This is a genomic window from Hydrocarboniclastica marina (assembly GCF_004851605.1).
GTDB lineage: Bacteria > Pseudomonadota > Gammaproteobacteria > Pseudomonadales > Oleiphilaceae > Hydrocarboniclastica > Hydrocarboniclastica marina.
Window position 1 is genome coordinate 1,197,185 of record NZ_CP031093.1, and the last position, 16,997, is coordinate 1,214,181.

The window sequence follows — 16,997 nt, forward strand, 5'->3', positions numbered from 1 at the left end:
TTAGATACAGGGTGCTCTTTGCGATCAACAGGGTAGGCAGAATGCATAATAAGAACTGGCTTGTGGGAACAGCGTTGCTCTGTTCCTTACTAACGAGTGTCGGTCACGCGGCCGTATCAGCGGAGCAGGCGAACCGGCTACAGGGCGATCTGACGCCGTTCGGTGCTGAGCGAGAGGGTAACGCCAGCGGGACGATCCCGGACTGGACTGGTGGCTATGATGACCAGCCAGCCGGTTACGAAGGTACCGGCCAACACCATATCAATCCGTTTCCGGATGACGAGCGTCTTTTCACGATTGACAGTCAGAATGTCGACCTCTATCGCGACAAACTGAGCGCCGGCACCGAGGCTTTAATAGAGACCTATCCGACGACTTTCAATGTCCAGGTCTACGAAACGCGGCGTACCCATACCGCACCCGAACATGTTCAGAAAAACACCCAGGAGAACGCCCGCCGGGCCAAGCTGGTTGCGAACGGCAACGGCATCGAAGACGCCTACGGCGGTGTTCCCTTTCCGATACTCAGCGGCAGTAATGAACAAATGGCCAAGCAGGCCATGTGGAATCATCTGACGCGCTGGCGCGGCATTTACGGGGTCAGGCGCTCCAACGAAGTGGCTGTGCAGACCAACGGCAACTACTCCCTCGTCTCGTCCCAACAGGAAATATTCTTTAACTTCTTCAATCCTGAAGCCGATGCGGACTCGCTGGAGAATGTTCTTTTCTACTACCTGTCGTTTACCGTCTCACCGCCGCGTCTCGCCGGCGGCGCCGTGCTTATTCATGAGACGCTGAACCAGCAGAAGGAAGCGCGCCGGGCCTGGGGTTACAACGCAGGGCAGCGTCGGGTACGGCGGGCGCCTAACCTCGCGTACGACTCGCCCATCGCCGCTGCAGACAATTTACGGACAGCCGATGATACTGACATCTTCAACGGTGCGCTGGATCGCTACAACTGGAGCTACAAGGGCGTCGAGGAAATCTATATCCCTTACAACACGTATCGGCTGAGCGAGAAAGGGCTGCCTTACTCCGAGATCCTCGGCGTCTCACACATCAATCCCGACCTGGTCCGCTGGGAACTACACCGGGTACATGTGGTGGAAGCGAATCTCAAGGATAATGCCCGCCATATTTACCAGAAACGCAGGTTTTATATCGACGAGGACAGCTGGAGCATAGCGCTCGTGGATCAGTATGACGCCCGCGGTGATCTCTGGCGGGTCAGCATGGCTATGCTGAAGAACATCTACGAGTTGCCAGGCGTTTTTACGACGCTCGATGTTTTCTACGATCTCCAGGCTCGTCGGTACCACGTACAGGGCCTCGACACGGAAGAACCTTCAACACGGCAATTTACCGATAACGTGCCGGGCAGCCGATATTTCTCCCCGTTTGCGCTGCGGCGGCGGGGCGTTCGCTGAGAAACCAGTACGCCGCTTCAACGGCTCTTGAAGCGCCGCCGCCGGGCTACCGGTCGCGGCGCTTCACTATGTTACCGGCCTACCTCACGGCACACCGAAAAAGAACTGCACCGGCACACCAGACGTGCACCGGAAACATCAGCTGAACCGTAAAGATCCGAACTATACCGGAAACACCAACAAGGGCATTTTCAATGTTGAATCGATCCATTCTCCAGTCGTTTGGAGTGGCCTGCTTGTGTCTGAGCCTGACCCCCGCCGGGGCCGTTGCTCAACCCGTCGGAAATGTACTGGAGACGCCTGCCATGGCCTCGCCGCTCGCGGCCCAGGCCTTGCTGACCGATGCAGCCCGCGCTGGCGACCGCCTGGTCGCGGTGGGAGAGCGTGGCCACATTGTGTATTCCGATAACACCGGCCAAAGCTGGACGCAGGCAGAAGTGCCTGTCTCCACACTGATCAACGCTGTTCACTTTGGTGACGAGCAGAACGGCTGGGCCGTCGGCCACGGGGCGGTTATCCTGCATTCGTCCGATAAGGGTGCCACATGGCAGAAGCAATTCGATGGGTACCAGGCTTCCAAGTCTACTATCGCATTGCTTGAACAGGAGATTGCTGCGCTTGAGGATGAAATCGAGGAAGCGCCCGAAGAGGAGCAGGAGGACCTCGAGTTCGAGCTTGAGGACCTGATGTTTACCCTGGACGATGCCCGCTATGACGCTGACAGTGGTCCCTGGAAGCCTCTGCTGGACGTCCTCTTCCTGAATGGTCGGGAAGGGTTCGCCGTGGGCTCGTATGGCTTCTTCTTTCATACCGAGGACGCTGGCAAAACCTGGACCAACCTGGGTATGGCGCTGGATAACCCGAACCGGTCTCACCTCAATGCCATCACCCGGATCACCGGCGGGGCACTTTTCATTGCCGGCGAATATGGGCTCCTGTTCCGATCCACCGATAACGGTGCGACCTGGGAAGCCCTGGAGGCACCTTATCAGGGCTCCTTTTTCGGTATCACGGGCACCGGGAACGTGAATGAAGTGTTGGCGTTCGGGCTAAGGGGGAACGTATTCCGCTCAACAGATCTGGGCCGCAGCTGGACCGCTGTCGAACTGGCTGACCGCCAGACCCTGATGGGAGCCGGGCAGGGCCGCGACAACAAGCTGGTGCTGGTCGGCAACAATGGCCTGGTAGCCGTCAGCTCCAATGCCGGTCAAAGCTTTCGGACTTACATCCGGCCTGACCGCGAGTCGCTGCTGGATGTGGTCGTGCGCGACGACGGCAGCCTCTTGCTGGTTGGTGAAACTGGCGCGGTGATAGCCGGCCCGGATGGATTGAACGCCCAAAAAATTGGTAGTAGCGCCCGTTGACGCGTGCGAACAAGAAAAGGTTTAACGAGGAACAATGAATGTCTAACAGTAAGCACGACAAGGGCGAGCACTACATATTGACCCCAAAGGCAGAGCCGTTCCTGGAGCGCGTCATTTTCAACAACAGGTTGGTCATTCTGATCGGCTTTTTGCTGCTGACAGGCTTTCTGGGGTACAACGCCGTCCAAATCAAGCCTGACGCGAGTTTTGAGCGTCTGATCCCGCTGGAACATCCCTACATCGTCAACATGCTCGACAACCGCGACGATCTTGCCAACCTCGGCAACTTTGTTCGTATTGCCGTAGAGGTCGAAGAGGGGGATATCTTCAATGCCGAGTACATGAGGGCATTGCAGGAGATTACCGACGAAGTATTTTACCTGGAGGGCGTCAATCGCTCCGGTCTCAAGTCCCTGTGGACGCCTAACGTGCGTTGGGTCGAAGTGACCGAGGAAGGGTTTCAGGGCGGCACGGTGATCCCGGACACCTACGACGGTTCTCCGGCTGAACTGGAAAAGCTGCGCCAGAACGTGTTGCGGTCGGGGGAAGTCGGCAGCCTGGTCGCGGACAACTTCAAGTCGGCCATCATTTATGCACCGCTTTACGAGCAGAATGCCCAGGGCGAGTCGCTGAGCTATGCTGACTTTTCACGGCGTCTTGAAACCCAGATTCGCGAAAAGTACGAGGAAAAATATCCGAACGTTGAAATCCACATTGTTGGGTTCGCCAAGAAGGTTGGGGATCTGATCGAGGGCATTGGGGCGATCGGCGGCTTTGCTCTGATAACCATCATCCTGACGACGGTCCTCCTATTCTGGTACTCGCGGTGTATCGCCGGCACACTCGTACCTGTGTTCACGGCCATAGTTGCCGTGTTCTGGCAGCTCGGGCTGCTACGGCTGCTGGGTTACGGTCTCGACCCTTACTCGGTGCTGGTGCCCTTCCTCGTCTTTGCAATCGGCATCAGTCACGGCGTTCAGATCGTCAACGCAATGGCGGCTGAAGCGGCCAAGGGCTTCGACCCGCTGACCTCGGCCCGACTGGCTTTCCGCCAACTTTACATTCCTGGCATGCTGGCGCTGGTCAGTGATGCTATCGGCTTCCTGACCCTACTGCTGATTCAGATCGACGTCATTCGCGACCTTGCCGTCGCGGCTGGTCTTGGCGTTGCAATCGTAATTGTGACCAATCTGGTGCTGCACCCGATCATCATGTCCTACATCGGCATTACCAAAGGGGGCGTTCGTCACGTGCGCAACCAGGGTGAGGGCGCGGATCGCAAGTGGCGCATCATGTCTTACTTCGCCCATCCTGGTGTTGCCCCGGTCTCGATACTGATAGCGCTGGTAGGTCTCGGCGCAGGGCTTTACTTCAAGCAGGATCTGAAAATCGGCGACCTGGATCAGGGTGCGCCGGAGCTCCGCCAGGACAGTCGCTACAACCTGGATAACAGCTTCGTTATCGACAACTACAGCAGCTCTGCTGACGTCATGGTCGTCATGGTGGAAACGCCGCCGGAGCAGTGTATTGCCTACGAAGTGCTGACGGCCATGGATAACCTTCAGTGGCGCCTGGAGAATCTCGACAAGGTGCAGTCGACGGCTTCGCTGGTTGATGTGTCCAAGATTGTCACGCGCGCTCTCAACGAAGGGAGCTTCAAGTGGTACGAGATATCCCCCAACCAGGGAATTATCAATGCCACGACCCAGCGTGCGCCCGATGGGCTGATCAATACGGACTGTAGCCTGACCCCGCTGATGGTCTTCCTGGAAGACCATCGGGCCGACACCCTGGAGGAGGTTGTCGAGGTCGTTGAGCAGTTTGCCGCCGAGAACGATACCGACCAGCACCGCTTCCTGTTGGCGGCGGGTAACGCGGGCGTAGAGGCCGCGACCAATCAGGTTATCTCCCGGGCCAAGGACATGATGCTGATCCTGGTCTATAGCGTGGTCGCCATACTGTGCCTGATCACATTCCGTTCCTGGCGGGCAACGCTCTGTGTGTTGATTCCGCTGGGCCTGACGTCGGTCCTCGGCGAAGCGCTTATGGCGCAGTTGGGCATCGGTGTGAAGGTCGCAACACTGCCCGTAATCGCGTTAGGGGTCGGTATCGGAGTGGACTATGGGATCTACATCTACACCAAGTTCGAGCGCTTCCTGCTCGAGGGCAAGACATTGCAGGAGGCCTACTACGAAACCCTGCGCTCTACCGGTAAGGCCGTTATCTTCACCGGCGCGACGCTGGCTCTCGGCGTCGTAACGTGGATATTCTCGCCCATCAAATTCCAGGCCGACATGGGGATTCTGTTGTTCTTCATGTTCCTCTGGAATATGGTCGGTGCCATCTGGCTGCTGCCGGCGCTTGCGCGGTTCCTGCTTCGCCCGGAGAAAATGGTAGCCGCTGCAAGAGCAAGGAAAGACTGATGGCCGAACCGTTCGTGGCAGAGGTCTCATCATGCGGATGAAGAAATCATAAGCTTTAACTGTCGGGGCCTTCGGGCCCCTTTTTTATGACGGTCAGGCTGCCGACAACATTAAACAGGCTTTATTTCCCGGTATCCTTCCTTTATGTTTGACCAAGGAGTCCCCTCCGTTTCACAGGCTGAATCACTGATCGTGTCTGGCCCGGCTGATCCGGCAAAGGGGATGACCCAGGCAGCCTGAGTATCAGGTTGTCCAAGGAATCCAAAAAACGAAGAAAAGGAACAAGGGTATGACATTGAGGCGACTGGTTTCATATGTGGCAATCTCAACCGCGCTAGGGCTTTCGGCTGGTGCGGCCACGGCTGCGCCCGAACAGCAGTTTGTCACTATTGGCACGGGCGGCGTCACCGGCGTTTACTATCCGGCCGGCGGAGCGATCTGTCAGTTGGTTAACCGCAACCGTTCCGAGCACGGCATTCGTTGCTCGGTCGAGAGTACGGGCGGCTCGATCTATAACCTCAATGCCATTCGTGAAGGCGAGCTGGACCTGGCCGTTGCACAATCCGATTGGCAGCATCACGCTTACAGCGGTTCCAGCGACTTTGAAAGCACCGGACCCAACAAGAAGTTGCGCTCGGTATTCTCCATGCACCCGGAACCCTTTACGGTGGTCGCACGCCGCGGGGCTGAGATAGAGAACTTCAAGGATCTTGAAGGCAAACGCGTCAATGTCGGCAACCCAGGTTCTGGCCAGCGCGCTACTGCGCAAGTGCTTATGGAAGAAATGGGCTGGAGCGAGGACAAGTTCTCGCAAACCGCCGAGCTTAAGGCGTCTGAAATGTCTCAGGCACTCTGTGACAACCGCGTCGATGCGTTCTTCTACGTGGTAGGTCACCCGTCCGGATCTATTAAGGAAGCCATGACCTCCTGTGACAGCGAACTGGTCGATGTGGACAATGATGCGGTAGACCGGCTGGTTGAAGAAAACCCGTACTATCGCTCCGTGACCATACCCGGCGACCTTTACGGGGAGTCCGAAGACACCAAAACGTTCGGCGTAGCGGCAACCATTGTGTCGTCCACCGACGTGCCCGATGAAGTGGTGTACCAGGTTGTAAAGGCCGTGTTCGAGAACTTCGATCGCTTCCGCAGTCTGCACCCGGCTTTCGCCAATCTGAAGAAGTCCGAAATGGTCAGTGAAGCACTTTCGGCGCCGCTACACCCAGGCGCGGCGAAATACTACAAAGAAGTCGGGCTTCTGAAATAAGTTCCGGCGTTAGACTATGAGGCCGACTCGTACCCGATACCGGAGCGCGAGTCGGCCTTTTTCATGGTTCTGTGCGCCACATGAAGTTCCTGCCTCTGGTTGAGTTCCGGCTCGAACAGAATGTATTCCTCTACTTGATAAAAACGGTGGCCCGATGGTCGATCAAAGCAATCCCTCTGTCGAGCCGGACAACGAGCGACAGAAAAAGATCCAGGACGTGCTCGGCACCGAAACCGGTGGGCGCACGGGGCGAGGGAAAACCGCAGTCGTCCTTTTTGCAATTCCATTTGCCTGGTCTCTCTTTCAGCTCTGGATTGCCTCGCCACTGCCTTACATGTTTGATTTTGGCATGGTCAACTCGACTGAGAGCCGGGCCATCCACCTTGCTTTCGCCATGTTCCTGGCCTTCACCGTGTTTCCCATGTTCCGCAACCGGTCATCCCACGTGCCCGTCTACGACTGGGTGCTGGCCCTGCTTGCGGCGATGGCTGCAGGCTACCTGGTGGTCTTCTATGAAGAGCTGGCCACTCGCGCAGGGCGTAACACGACGACGGACATGGCAGTGGCGTTTGCGGGCATCCTTCTGCTGCTGGAGGCCGCACGGCGCTCTCTCGGCTTACCGCTCACGGTGATTGCTGCTGTTTTTCTGACTTACTCTGTGGCCGGGCCCTATATGCCCGATGTCATCGCCCACAAGGGTGCCAGTTGGGCCCGTCTGGCGTCGCACCAGTGGCTTACGACCGAAGGTGTTTTTGGGGTGGCGCTTGGCGTATCCACCAGTTTCGTTTTTCTCTTCGTCCTGTTCGGGGCGTTTCTTGAGAAAGCGGGCGCCGGCAACTACTTCATAAAAATGGCTTACTCCATGCTCGGTCACATGCGGGGCGGGCCGGCCAAGGCAGCCGTGGTGGCCAGTGGGCTTAGCGGCATCGTGTCGGGGTCTTCGATTGCCAACGTTGTGACGACCGGGACTTTCACAATCCCTTTGATGAAAAAGGTCGGGTTTCCGGCTTCCAAGGCCGGCGCGGTCGAAGTCGCAGCTTCCACCAACGGCCAGTTGACGCCGCCGGTGATGGGCGCGGCGGCGTTCCTGATGGTGGAATACGTTGGGATCAGCTATCTGGATGTAGTCAAGCACGCCATCCTGCCGGCGTTGATCTCGTATATAGCACTGCTCTACATCGTTCACCTTGAGGCTGTGAAGCTGAACATGCGGGGTATTACCCGGGTGGAAACCCCGACGCTGGCCCAGCGTCTGCTGGTCTGGGGTACCGTCATCGTTGGCATGCTCGCGCTCACACTGGCGGTCTATTACGGCATCGGCTGGATCAAAGCCTGGTCGCCCGACTACGCAGTCTGGATCGTTGCTGCAGGCTTGGTTGCAATCTATGTTGCCGTGCTGGGCTATGCCTCGCGGTTCCCGGGTGTCAATGACGAACTGACTGCCGAGCAGTTGGAAACCCTGCCGCCCGTCGGGCCGACGGTTAAAGCAGGATTGCACTTTCTACTGCCGGTTGTCGTGCTGGTCTGGTGTCTGACGGTCGAGCGGTTTTCACCGGGACTCTCGGCGTTCTGGGCGATCGTCTTCCTGGTGTTTGTGATCTTCACCCAGCGTCCGCTGCTCGTGTTCTTCCAGAAAAATGGGCAGTTCGCTGATGCGTTTCGCCACGGAGCCCGGGATTTTTCTGAAGGCATGGTGACCGGCGCCCGGAATATGATCGGGATCGGCGTGGCGACCGCTGCAGCCGGCATTGTGGTCGGTACCGTAACGCTGACCGGAATAGGCCTGGTCATGACGGAATTTGTGCAGTTCATCTCCGGCGGCAATTTGCTGCTTATTCTGATTTTCACCGCATTTATCTGCCTCATCCTGGGCATGGGCTTGCCCACCACAGCGAATTACATCGTGGTCTCAACCCTCATGGCCCCGGTGATTGTTGCGCTGGGCGCGGCCAACGGCCTGGTGGTGCCGCTGATTGCTGTGCATCTGTTTGTGTTCTATTTCGGCATCCTGGCGGATGATACGCCGCCCGTGGGTCTGGCCGCCTATGCGGCGGCGGCGATATCCGGAGCAGACCCGATCCGCACCGGTATTCAGGGGTTCACCTACGACATCCGGACCGCGATCCTGCCGTTCATGTTCATTTTCAATAACCAGCTACTGCTAATCGGCCTGACGGGCTGGTTTGATCTTACTGTGACGGTGGTGACGGCCGTGATTGCGATGCTGGTTTTTGCGGCGGCAACCCAGCGCTTCTGGCTGGTACGCTGCAAGTGGTGGGAGGTTGTGGCGCTGCTGCTGATAGCGTTTACGCTGTTCCGCCCCGGCTTCTGGTGGGACAGGATATATCCACCCACTGAGGTATCACCGGGGGTTGAGGTTTTCGAGCGTGTGCAGAATACCGAGCCTGGCGAGACAATACGCATTCAGGCCTCGGGCATGGATAACATGGGCTCCGAATCCACCATTACCTTTGACCTGGTGCTGCCCGAGGGCGACAAACCGGAAGAAAGGCTCCAGCAGGCCGGGCTGACGTTGTTGCGGGACGGGGATCGGGTTGTCGTTGATGCGGTCGCTTATGATAGCGCGCCAGCTAACGCCGGCCTGTACTTTGACTGGACGATCGATAGCTTGATTACCCAGACGGATCGCCCGCCCAGGGAGCTGGTTTTCATCCCCGCGCTGGCGCTGCTGGGATTAATGGCTTTTCTGCAGCTACGGCGGCGCCGGGCAGAGTCAGTGGGCGTCACGCGTACAGCGTGAGCCTGAGGGGGCTGCGTCCGGCCGAATGGCGTCACCCATTTGGCCGGGCGTGCGTCGGTTGCAGTGAAAACTGATACTCATGGCAGCGCCAGGATACTCTTGCTAGAATACCGCGCTCTTATTTCGGCGCGGTCTGGAGCAGTACATGTTCAGGTCGGGCCGGCCATTCATGTGATCTTTCGTAGGGATCACCACTGAGAAAGGACAGACCAATGCCTTCGATTACCCTCCCGGACGGTAGTTCACGCCAGTTTGACCATCCCGTCAGTGTCCATGAGGTTGCTGCTGATATCGGCCCAGGTCTGGCAAAGGCGGCGGTGGCCGGCAAGGTCAACGGCGAGTTGGTCGATACCAGCTACACCATCCACGAGGATGTGTCCCTGGCGCTGGTGACCGAGCGGGACCCCGAAGGCGTCGATGTCATTCGCCACTCCACTGCCCACCTGTTGGCGGCGGCTGTGAAAGAGCTTTTCCCGTCGGCCCAGGTCACCATCGGCCCTGTGATTGAGGATGGCTTTTACTACGATTTCAAATTCGAGCGTGCCTTTACGCCGGACGATCTGCGCCAGATCGAAGACCGCATGGCCGAGCTGGCCAAGCAGGAAATTACCGTGCAGCGTTCCATCCTCTCCCGGGAAGAGGCCATCGCCCTATTCGATCAGATGGGCGAGGAATACAAGGTCCGTATCATCGAAGATATCCCTGGCGCAGAGCCCCTGTCGTTCTATCGCCAGGGCGACTTCATCGATCTGTGTCGCGGCCCCCACGTGCCCGATACCGGTAAGCTCAAGGCGTTCAAACTGACCAAAGTCGCGGGCGCTTACTGGCGCGGTGATACAAACAACGAACAGTTGCAGCGGATCTACGGGACTGCCTGGGGTAACAAGAAAGAACTCAAGGCTTACCTGAATCGGCTGGAAGAAGCCGAGAAGCGCGACCACCGTAAGCTGGGCAAGAAGCTCAAGCTCTTCCACATGCAGGAAGAAGCGCCCGGCATGGTGTTCTGGCACCCATTAGGCTGGACGTTCTATCAGCAGGTGGAGCAGTACCTGCGCGCCAAGCTCCAGCGTCATGGCTACCAGGAGATTCGTACACCCCAGGTTGTGGCGCGTTCGCTCTGGGAAAGGTCCGGTCATTGGGACAAGTTCCAGGACGACATGTTTACCACGGAGTCGGAAAAGTACGACTTCGCTATCAAGCCCATGAACTGTCCGTGTCACATCCAGGTCTATAATCAGGGCCTTAAAAGCTACAAGGATCTGCCGCTACGTCTGGCAGAGTTCGGGGCCTGCCACCGTAACGAAGCATCTGGCGCTCTCCATGGGCTGATGCGGGTGCGGGGCTTTACCCAGGATGACGCGCATATCTTCTGCGAGGAAAGCCAGATCCAGGACGAGGTATCGTCTTTTATTGATCTGCTGCACGAAGTTTACGCGGACTTCGGCTTCACCGAGATTCTCTACAAGCTGTCCACCCGCCCTGAAAAGCGCGTGGGTTCCGATGAAGTCTGGGACAAGTCGGAGGCGGCATTGGAAGAAGCGCTTAATAAGCAGGGTGTAGACTGGGAGCTGCTGCCGGGCGAGGGTGCTTTCTACGGGCCCAAGATCGAGTTCTCCCTGAAGGACTGTATCGGCCGGGTCTGGCAGTGCGGCACCATCCAGGTCGACTTTTCCATGCCTGGGCGTCTCGGCGCTGAGTATGTGTCCAGCAGCCAGGACCGCAAAGTGCCTGTGATGCTGCACCGGGCAGTGCTGGGTTCGTTCGAGCGCTTCCTCGGGATTCTGATCGAGCACTACGAGGGCGCTTTCCCGACCTGGCTGGCTCCGGTACAGGTGTCTGTGCTCAATATTACCGATAATCAGCGCGAATATTGTACGAAAGTAGCGGATCAGCTTGAAAAAGCAGGCTTGCGGGTCAACCTTGACTTGAGAAACGAGAAGATCGGCTTTAAAATTCGCGAGCACACAATAGACAAGGTGCCTTACCTCCTGGTTATCGGCGACAAAGAAGTCGAACAGGGTGAGGTCGCGGTCCGCACCAGAAAGGGCGAAGACCTGGGCACCCTGAAGCTTGATGCGTTCCTCGCGCGGGTTAATGGCGAGCTTGAGCGTAAGAGCAGAACCGAAACGGAGAACTGATTATCAAAAAAGGCACAGCACGTCGCGGCCGGGCACCACGCGTCCCGATTAATGAACACATCGAAGCTACGGTAGTACGACTCATCGGTTCAGATGGTGAGCAGGTTGGCATCGTACCGCTACCGGAAGCCCTGCAAGCCGCGGAGAGCGAATCCTTGGATCTGGTCCAGATAGCAGATTCGGACCCCGTAGTCTGTAAGATCATGGACTTCGGCAAAAAGATCTTTGAAGAGAAAAAGGCCAAGGCAGCTGCCAAGAAGAAGCAGAAGCAGGTCCAGATTAAAGAAATCAAGTTTCGCCCAGGGACGGAAGAAGGGGATTATCAGGTAAAACTACGCAACCTGATACGTTTCCTTGAACAAGGGGATAAAGGCAAGGTTACCGTTCGGTTCCGCGGACGTGAGATGGCCCACCAGGAAATCGGTATGGAACTCATGAAGCGGATCGAAGCTGACATGGAAGAAATCGGTACGGTCGAACAGCACCCGAAAATGGAAGGGCGCCAGATGACCATGGTAATAGCCCCCCGCAAGAAAAGGTAATGTCAGCAAGCGTTAAAGATCCTCTGCCTTACGGGTAGAGGTTTTTGCGTTTCTGCATTGCTTTATTTACGACTTTTAGAGTCTCAATAACTGAGAGTCTCAATAACAGAATGCGGAGTATTAAAAATGCCCAAGATGAAAACCAAGAGTGGGGCTACAAAACGCTTCAAGAAAACCGCTACCGGTTTCAAGCATAAGCAGTCCTTTACTAGCCACATCCTGACCAAGAAGAGCCCCAAGCGGAAGCGTCAACTGCGTGGTACCAAGTTGATCGCCAAGTCTGATGTCGCTCAGATCAAACGGATGATTGCCCAATAATCTGGTTCGGTTAGTAAAAGGAATAGAGTATGCCTCGCGTTAAACGTGGTGTTGTAGCCCGTCGTCGTCACAAGAAGATTCTGAAGCAGGCTAAAGGGTATTACGGTGCCCGCAGTCGTGTTTTCCGTGTAGCCAAGCAAGCGGTTATCAAGGCGCATCAGTATGCGTACCGGGACCGCCGTGTCCGTAAGCGTCAGTTCCGCGCTCTGTGGATTGCCCGTATCAACGCGGGTGCCCGGGCCAACGGCCTGTCCTACAGCCGACTGATCTCCGGCCTGAAGAAAGCCAACGTAGAAATCGACCGTAAGGTTCTGGCCGATCTGGCCATGAACGAACAGGCGGCGTTTACCGCGGTAGTGGAGAAAGCCAAGGCCTCTTTGGCTTAAGCTCTTCACCGCTTGCCGAGTGCAAGTCGATGTGACCGCTGGCGGATCGCTGGCGTGTCAGCTAAAGGGGAAGAGTCAATCTTCCCCTTTTTTTTGTTGTAAGCTCGGCCCGATCAGAGTCAGGAAATACATTTCCTGACTCGACCGAGGCGCGTTCGAATAATGCTATGGCTGGTGGATACGGCAGGATCGCTTCCGTAAACGCTAAAGGCGATAACAGTATTCCGACGTTCTTTTGAACGGACCCCGATCTATAAGTAAAAGTCAGTTCCGCGTCTGCGCTGGAACGACATCGAGGAGCAAACCCATGGAGAATCTTGACGCCCTGGTTCGGCAGGGGCTGGCCGCGGTTGAGCAGGCGCAGGACCTGAAAACCCTCGATCAGCTGCGTGTGGACTATCTCGGCAAGAAGGGCGAGCTGACCCAGCTGCTGAAGAGCCTGGGCAACCTGTCAGCCGAAGAGCGTCCTGCTGCAGGTCAGCGGATCAACGAAGCCAAGGGTACGGTACAGGCGGCGATCAGCGAGCGTAAGGCGCTGCTGGAGAGTTCCGCGCTGGAGAGCAAACTGGCGGCGGAGTCCATCGATGTCACCTTGCCAGGACGAGGCCAGAAGACCGGCGGCCTCCACCCGGTTACCCGGACGCTGCGACGGGTCGAAGGTTTCTTCTCCCGCGCCGGCTACAGCGTGGAGCAGGGGCCCGAGATTGAAGACGATTACCACAACTTCGAAGCGCTCAATATCCCCGCGCATCATCCCGCACGGGCGATGCACGACACGTTCTATTTCAACCCCGGCACACTCCTGCGTACCCATACCTCACCGGTACAGATCCGTACCATGGAACAGGGCAAGCCGCCGTTCCGTATGATCTGCCCAGGGCGGGTTTACCGCTGCGATTCGGACCAGACGCATACGCCCATGTTCCATCAGGTCGAAGGACTTCTGGTGGAGCCTGGCGTCAGTTTCGCCGACCTCAAAAGCACCATTGAGGAATTCCTCAGAGTCTTTTTCGAGCGCGATCTTGCAGTGCGTTTTCGACCGTCCTATTTTCCCTTCACCGAGCCATCTGCCGAAGTGGATATCGAGTGGGGACGGGAGGCCGATGGCAGCATCAAATGGCTCGAAGTCATGGGCTGTGGAATGGTCCATCCCAACGTATTCAAGCATTGCGGGATCGATCCCGAAGAATACTCAGGTTTTGCTTTTGGCGTAGGCGTTGAGCGCCTGGCTATGCTGCGTTACGGCGTCAACGACCTGCGCATCTTTTTCGACAACGATATGCGGTTCCTGCGGCAGTTCCGGTAAATCCAGGCAGAAGAGGCGAAGAATCGATGAAATTCAGTGAACAATGGCTTCGAACCTGGGTCAATCCGGATATCGACACGGCTACCCTGGCGCACCAGATCACCATGGCTGGATTGGAGGTCGACGACGTTCTGCCTGCGGCAGGACAATTCAGTAACGTTGTTGTCGGCCATGTTGAAGCGGTACGGCCCCATCCCGACGCCGACAAGCTGAATGTGTGTGAGGTATCCGACGGCAAGCAGGTCGTACAGGTGGTTTGCGGTGCCCCTAACGTAAGGCCAGGGCTGAAGGTGCCCTTTGCCGTGCTGGGTGCTGAGTTGCCCGGCGATTTCAAAATCCGCAAGGCTAAACTGCGCGGCGTCGAGTCCACGGGCATGCTCTGCTCGGCTCGCGAATTGGGCCTGTCTGAAGATCACGCCGGCCTTATGGAGCTGGCTTCCTCGGCACCGACGGGCACTGACTTGCGCGAATACCTGGGGCTGGACGACGCGATCATTGACGTTGACCTGACACCCAACCGCAGCGACTGTCTGTCCATTCGCGGCCTCGCTCGGGAAGTCGGGGTCCTCAACCAGCTCGCGGTCGAAGGCCCGGAGATTGAACCGGTGCCGGCGCAACACGACGACCTGCCAGATATTCGTATCGCGGCGCCAGAGGCTTGCCCGCGCTATATCGGCCGCATCATACGCAACGTCAACGTCAAGGCTGAATCACCGCTTTGGATGAAGGAACGCCTGCGCCGCAGTGGCATTCGTTCGATCGACCCGGTCGTCGATGTGACCAACTATGTCATGCTCGAACTCGGTCAGCCGATGCACGCCTTCGACCTGAATAACATCAGGGGCGGTATCGTTGTGCGTATGGCCGGGGCAGGCGAGAAGCTCGTGCTTCTGGACGGGCAGGAGGTCACGCTCAACGAACAGACTCTGGTCATAGCGGACCACGAGCGCAGCGTGGCGATCGCCGGCATCATGGGCGGGGAAGACTCAGGTGTTAATCCCGAGACGCGGGATATCCTGCTGGAGAGTGCTTTTTTTGCGCCTTTATGCCTGGCAGGAAAAGCGCGCAGTTTTGGTCTGCACACGGAATCGTCCCACCGTTTCGAACGAGGCGTGGATCCCGAGTTGCAACGCATCGCCGCAGAGCGCGCTACCGCCTTGCTGCTGGATATTGTCGGCGGTGAGCCCGGTGAGCTGGTGGAAGTGCACAGCAGCGGTCACACGCCGCAGAAGCGCCAGGTTGCACTCCGGGAAGCTCGTGTAAACGGCCTGCTGGGCACGGAAATAGACCGCACAGAGGTGGAAGAAATCCTCACACGGCTCGGCCTGCATATCGTCAAGCTGACCCGGGATGGCTGGCTGGTTTCGGTGCCCTCGTTCCGCTTCGACATATCGATCGAAGAAGACCTTATCGAAGAGATCGGACGGGTTCACGGCTACAACAACCTGCCTGTCACAACGCCGGTGGGCGGCCTTGGGCTGCGCCTGATGCCCGAGAAGAATCGACCGCTCAGCCGCGTGCAGGATCACCTGGTTTCCCTGGGTTACCAGGAGGTGGTGACCTACAGTTTTGTGGATAGCCGTCAACAGCAGCAAGTGGACCCGGGCGAGGACGCGATCGCTCTGGCCAATCCCATTTCCAGCGATATGGATGTCATGCGCACATCCCTCTGGCCCGGCCTTTTGCGCACCGCGGCGTTCAACCAGAACCGCCAGCAGCAACATCTGCGCATGTTCGAGACGGGTTTGCGTTTCCGCAAACAGGCCGGCGAGATTGAACAGGAGCCCATGCTCGCGGGCCTGATCGTGGGTCGTCGCAGGCCGGAGAATTGGGCCAACGATAAACAGAGCGTCGACTTCTACGATATGAAAGGTGAGCTGGAGTCGCTGTTCGAGGTGCTGGGCATCAGCCCCGAGTGGACGCGCGACAGCCATCCTTCCCTGCATCCGGGCCAGTCGGCCCGGCTGGTACTGGGCGGTGAAACGATAGGGTGGGCAGGCGCATTGCACCCGCAATTGCAAAAGGCGCAGGAGGTCAATGGCGCCTGCTATATCTTTGAGCTATGCTTGACTCCAGTGCTCACCGGATATGTGCCTAATTTCAAAGAATTTTCAAAATTCCCGGAAGTTCGTCGAGATTTGGCTATTATTGTTAGTAAAGAGGTCTCCTGGCGCGAAGTCGAAGCCAGGGTGCTTGAGTCGGCCGGTGAACACCTGACGGGACTGCGTGTATTCGACGTCTACGGTGGTGGCGCTATTGGCGAGGACAAACAGAGCCTTGCCATCAGTCTGTTCTGGCAACATCCGGAACGCACACTCCAGGACGAGGAAGTACAGGCCGTCTTTGAATCGGTGATCGCGCATGTGCGCGAGCAGTTGCACGCAACGTTAAGGAGTTAGAGCTATGACGGCTTTGACAAAGGCCGATATGGCAGAACGTCTCTATGAAGAACTGGGCCTCAATAAACGTGAGGCCAAGGAAATGGTTGAAGCTTTCTTCGACGAGATCAGAGACGCGCTCAGTCATAACGAGCAGGTGAAACTCTCCGGCTTCGGGAATTTCGATCTCCGGGATAAAAAGCAGCGTCCCGGGCGTAATCCCAAGACCGGCGAAGAGATTCCGATTTGTGCGCGGCGGGTTGTAACCTTCCGCCCGGGCCAGAAACTCAAGCAGAAAGTGGAAGCGTATGCTGGAACCCAGTCATAACCACGAACTTCCGCCGATTCCGGGGAAACGCTATTTCACTATTGGTGAAGTAGCTGACCTCTGTAGCGTCAAAGCCCACGTGCTGCGCTATTGGGAGCAGGAATTTTCGCAGCTGTCGCCGGTGAAGCGACGGGGCAACCGTCGTTATTATCAGCGCGGCGATGTCTTGACAATTCGCCAGATTCGCAGCCTGCTGTACGATCAGGGCTACACGATCGGCGGCGCCAAACAGAAGCTGAGCAGCACCGAAGAAAAAGAAGAGGCCACCCAGTACAAGCAATTGATCCGGCAGACGATTACAGAGCTAGAAGATCTGATGCAGGTACTCAACGGCCACTCCTGAAGACAGCCGATCACCC

General features: G+C 57.3%; 13 protein-coding genes. All 13 read left to right on the plus strand.

Translation table 11 applies throughout. The features are described 5' to 3' along the window. The first annotated feature begins 41 nt into the window (after positions 1 to 41). The 13 genes from soil367_RS05420 (at position 42) to soil367_RS05480 (ending at position 16,981) form a co-directional block, all read left to right on the plus strand. Positions 42 to 1,427 (plus strand): DUF1329 domain-containing protein, encoded by a 1,386-nt coding sequence (locus tag soil367_RS05420; protein WP_136547673.1) that lies wholly within the window; start codon positions 42 to 44, stop codon positions 1,425 to 1,427. 305 nt (positions 1,428 to 1,732) lie between these two features. Continuing rightward, entirely contained in the window at positions 1,733 to 2,791 is a 1,059-nt protein-coding gene (locus soil367_RS05425; RefSeq protein WP_246065543.1) for a WD40/YVTN/BNR-like repeat-containing protein, read from the plus strand. Positions 2,792 to 2,829: 38 nt separating this feature from the next. Beyond that, a complete protein-coding gene (locus soil367_RS05430; RefSeq protein ID WP_136547677.1) occupies positions 2,830 to 5,214 on the plus strand; it encodes an efflux RND transporter permease subunit in 2,385 nt (794 codons plus the stop codon). Positions 5,215 to 5,503: 289 nt separating this feature from the next. Then, positions 5,504 to 6,481 (plus strand): TAXI family TRAP transporter solute-binding subunit, encoded by a 978-nt coding sequence (locus tag soil367_RS05435; RefSeq protein ID WP_136547679.1) that lies wholly within the window; start codon positions 5,504 to 5,506, stop codon positions 6,479 to 6,481. Between the two features lie 154 nt (positions 6,482 to 6,635). Beyond that, the gene (locus soil367_RS05440; protein WP_136547681.1) at positions 6,636 to 9,242 is read left to right on the plus strand and encodes a TRAP transporter permease; all 2,607 of its coding nucleotides are present in this window, start codon (positions 6,636 to 6,638) and stop codon (positions 9,240 to 9,242) included. 212 nt (positions 9,243 to 9,454) lie between these two features. After that, positions 9,455 to 11,380: a threonine--tRNA ligase gene (thrS, locus tag soil367_RS05445; protein WP_136547683.1), complete on the plus strand. Its 1,926-nt coding sequence runs from the start codon at positions 9,455 to 9,457 to the stop codon at positions 11,378 to 11,380. Beyond that, entirely contained in the window at positions 11,377 to 11,922 is a 546-nt protein-coding gene (infC, locus tag soil367_RS05450) for a translation initiation factor IF-3 (protein WP_136547685.1), read from the plus strand. Before thrS ends, infC begins: the two co-directional genes overlap by 4 nt. Before the next feature lie 126 nt (positions 11,923 to 12,048). After that, positions 12,049 to 12,240, plus strand: coding sequence for a 50S ribosomal protein L35 (rpmI, locus tag soil367_RS05455; RefSeq protein ID WP_136547686.1), 192 nt, complete (start codon positions 12,049 to 12,051; stop codon positions 12,238 to 12,240). A 29-nt stretch (positions 12,241 to 12,269) separates the two neighbouring features. Next, entirely contained in the window at positions 12,270 to 12,626 is a 357-nt protein-coding gene (rplT, locus tag soil367_RS05460) for a 50S ribosomal protein L20 (protein ID WP_136547689.1), read from the plus strand. A 307-nt stretch (positions 12,627 to 12,933) separates the two neighbouring features. Next, complete coding sequence (gene pheS, locus soil367_RS05465; RefSeq protein ID WP_136547691.1) at positions 12,934 to 13,932, plus strand: phenylalanine--tRNA ligase subunit alpha; 999 nt, start codon at positions 12,934 to 12,936, stop codon at positions 13,930 to 13,932. A gap of 26 nt (positions 13,933 to 13,958) precedes the next feature. Next, positions 13,959 to 16,331 carry a phenylalanine--tRNA ligase subunit beta gene (gene pheT / locus soil367_RS05470; protein WP_136547693.1) on the plus strand — a complete coding sequence of 791 codons (2,373 nt, stop codon included), beginning with the start codon at positions 13,959 to 13,961 and terminating at the stop codon, positions 16,329 to 16,331. A gap of 4 nt (positions 16,332 to 16,335) precedes the next feature. Further along, positions 16,336 to 16,638, plus strand: coding sequence for an integration host factor subunit alpha (gene ihfA, locus soil367_RS05475; RefSeq protein ID WP_136547695.1), 303 nt, complete (start codon positions 16,336 to 16,338; stop codon positions 16,636 to 16,638). Further along, entirely contained in the window at positions 16,619 to 16,981 is a 363-nt protein-coding gene (locus tag soil367_RS05480) for a MerR family transcriptional regulator (RefSeq protein WP_136547697.1), read from the plus strand. Before ihfA ends, soil367_RS05480 begins: the two co-directional genes overlap by 20 nt. Positions 16,982 to 16,997: the final 16 nt, after the last annotated feature.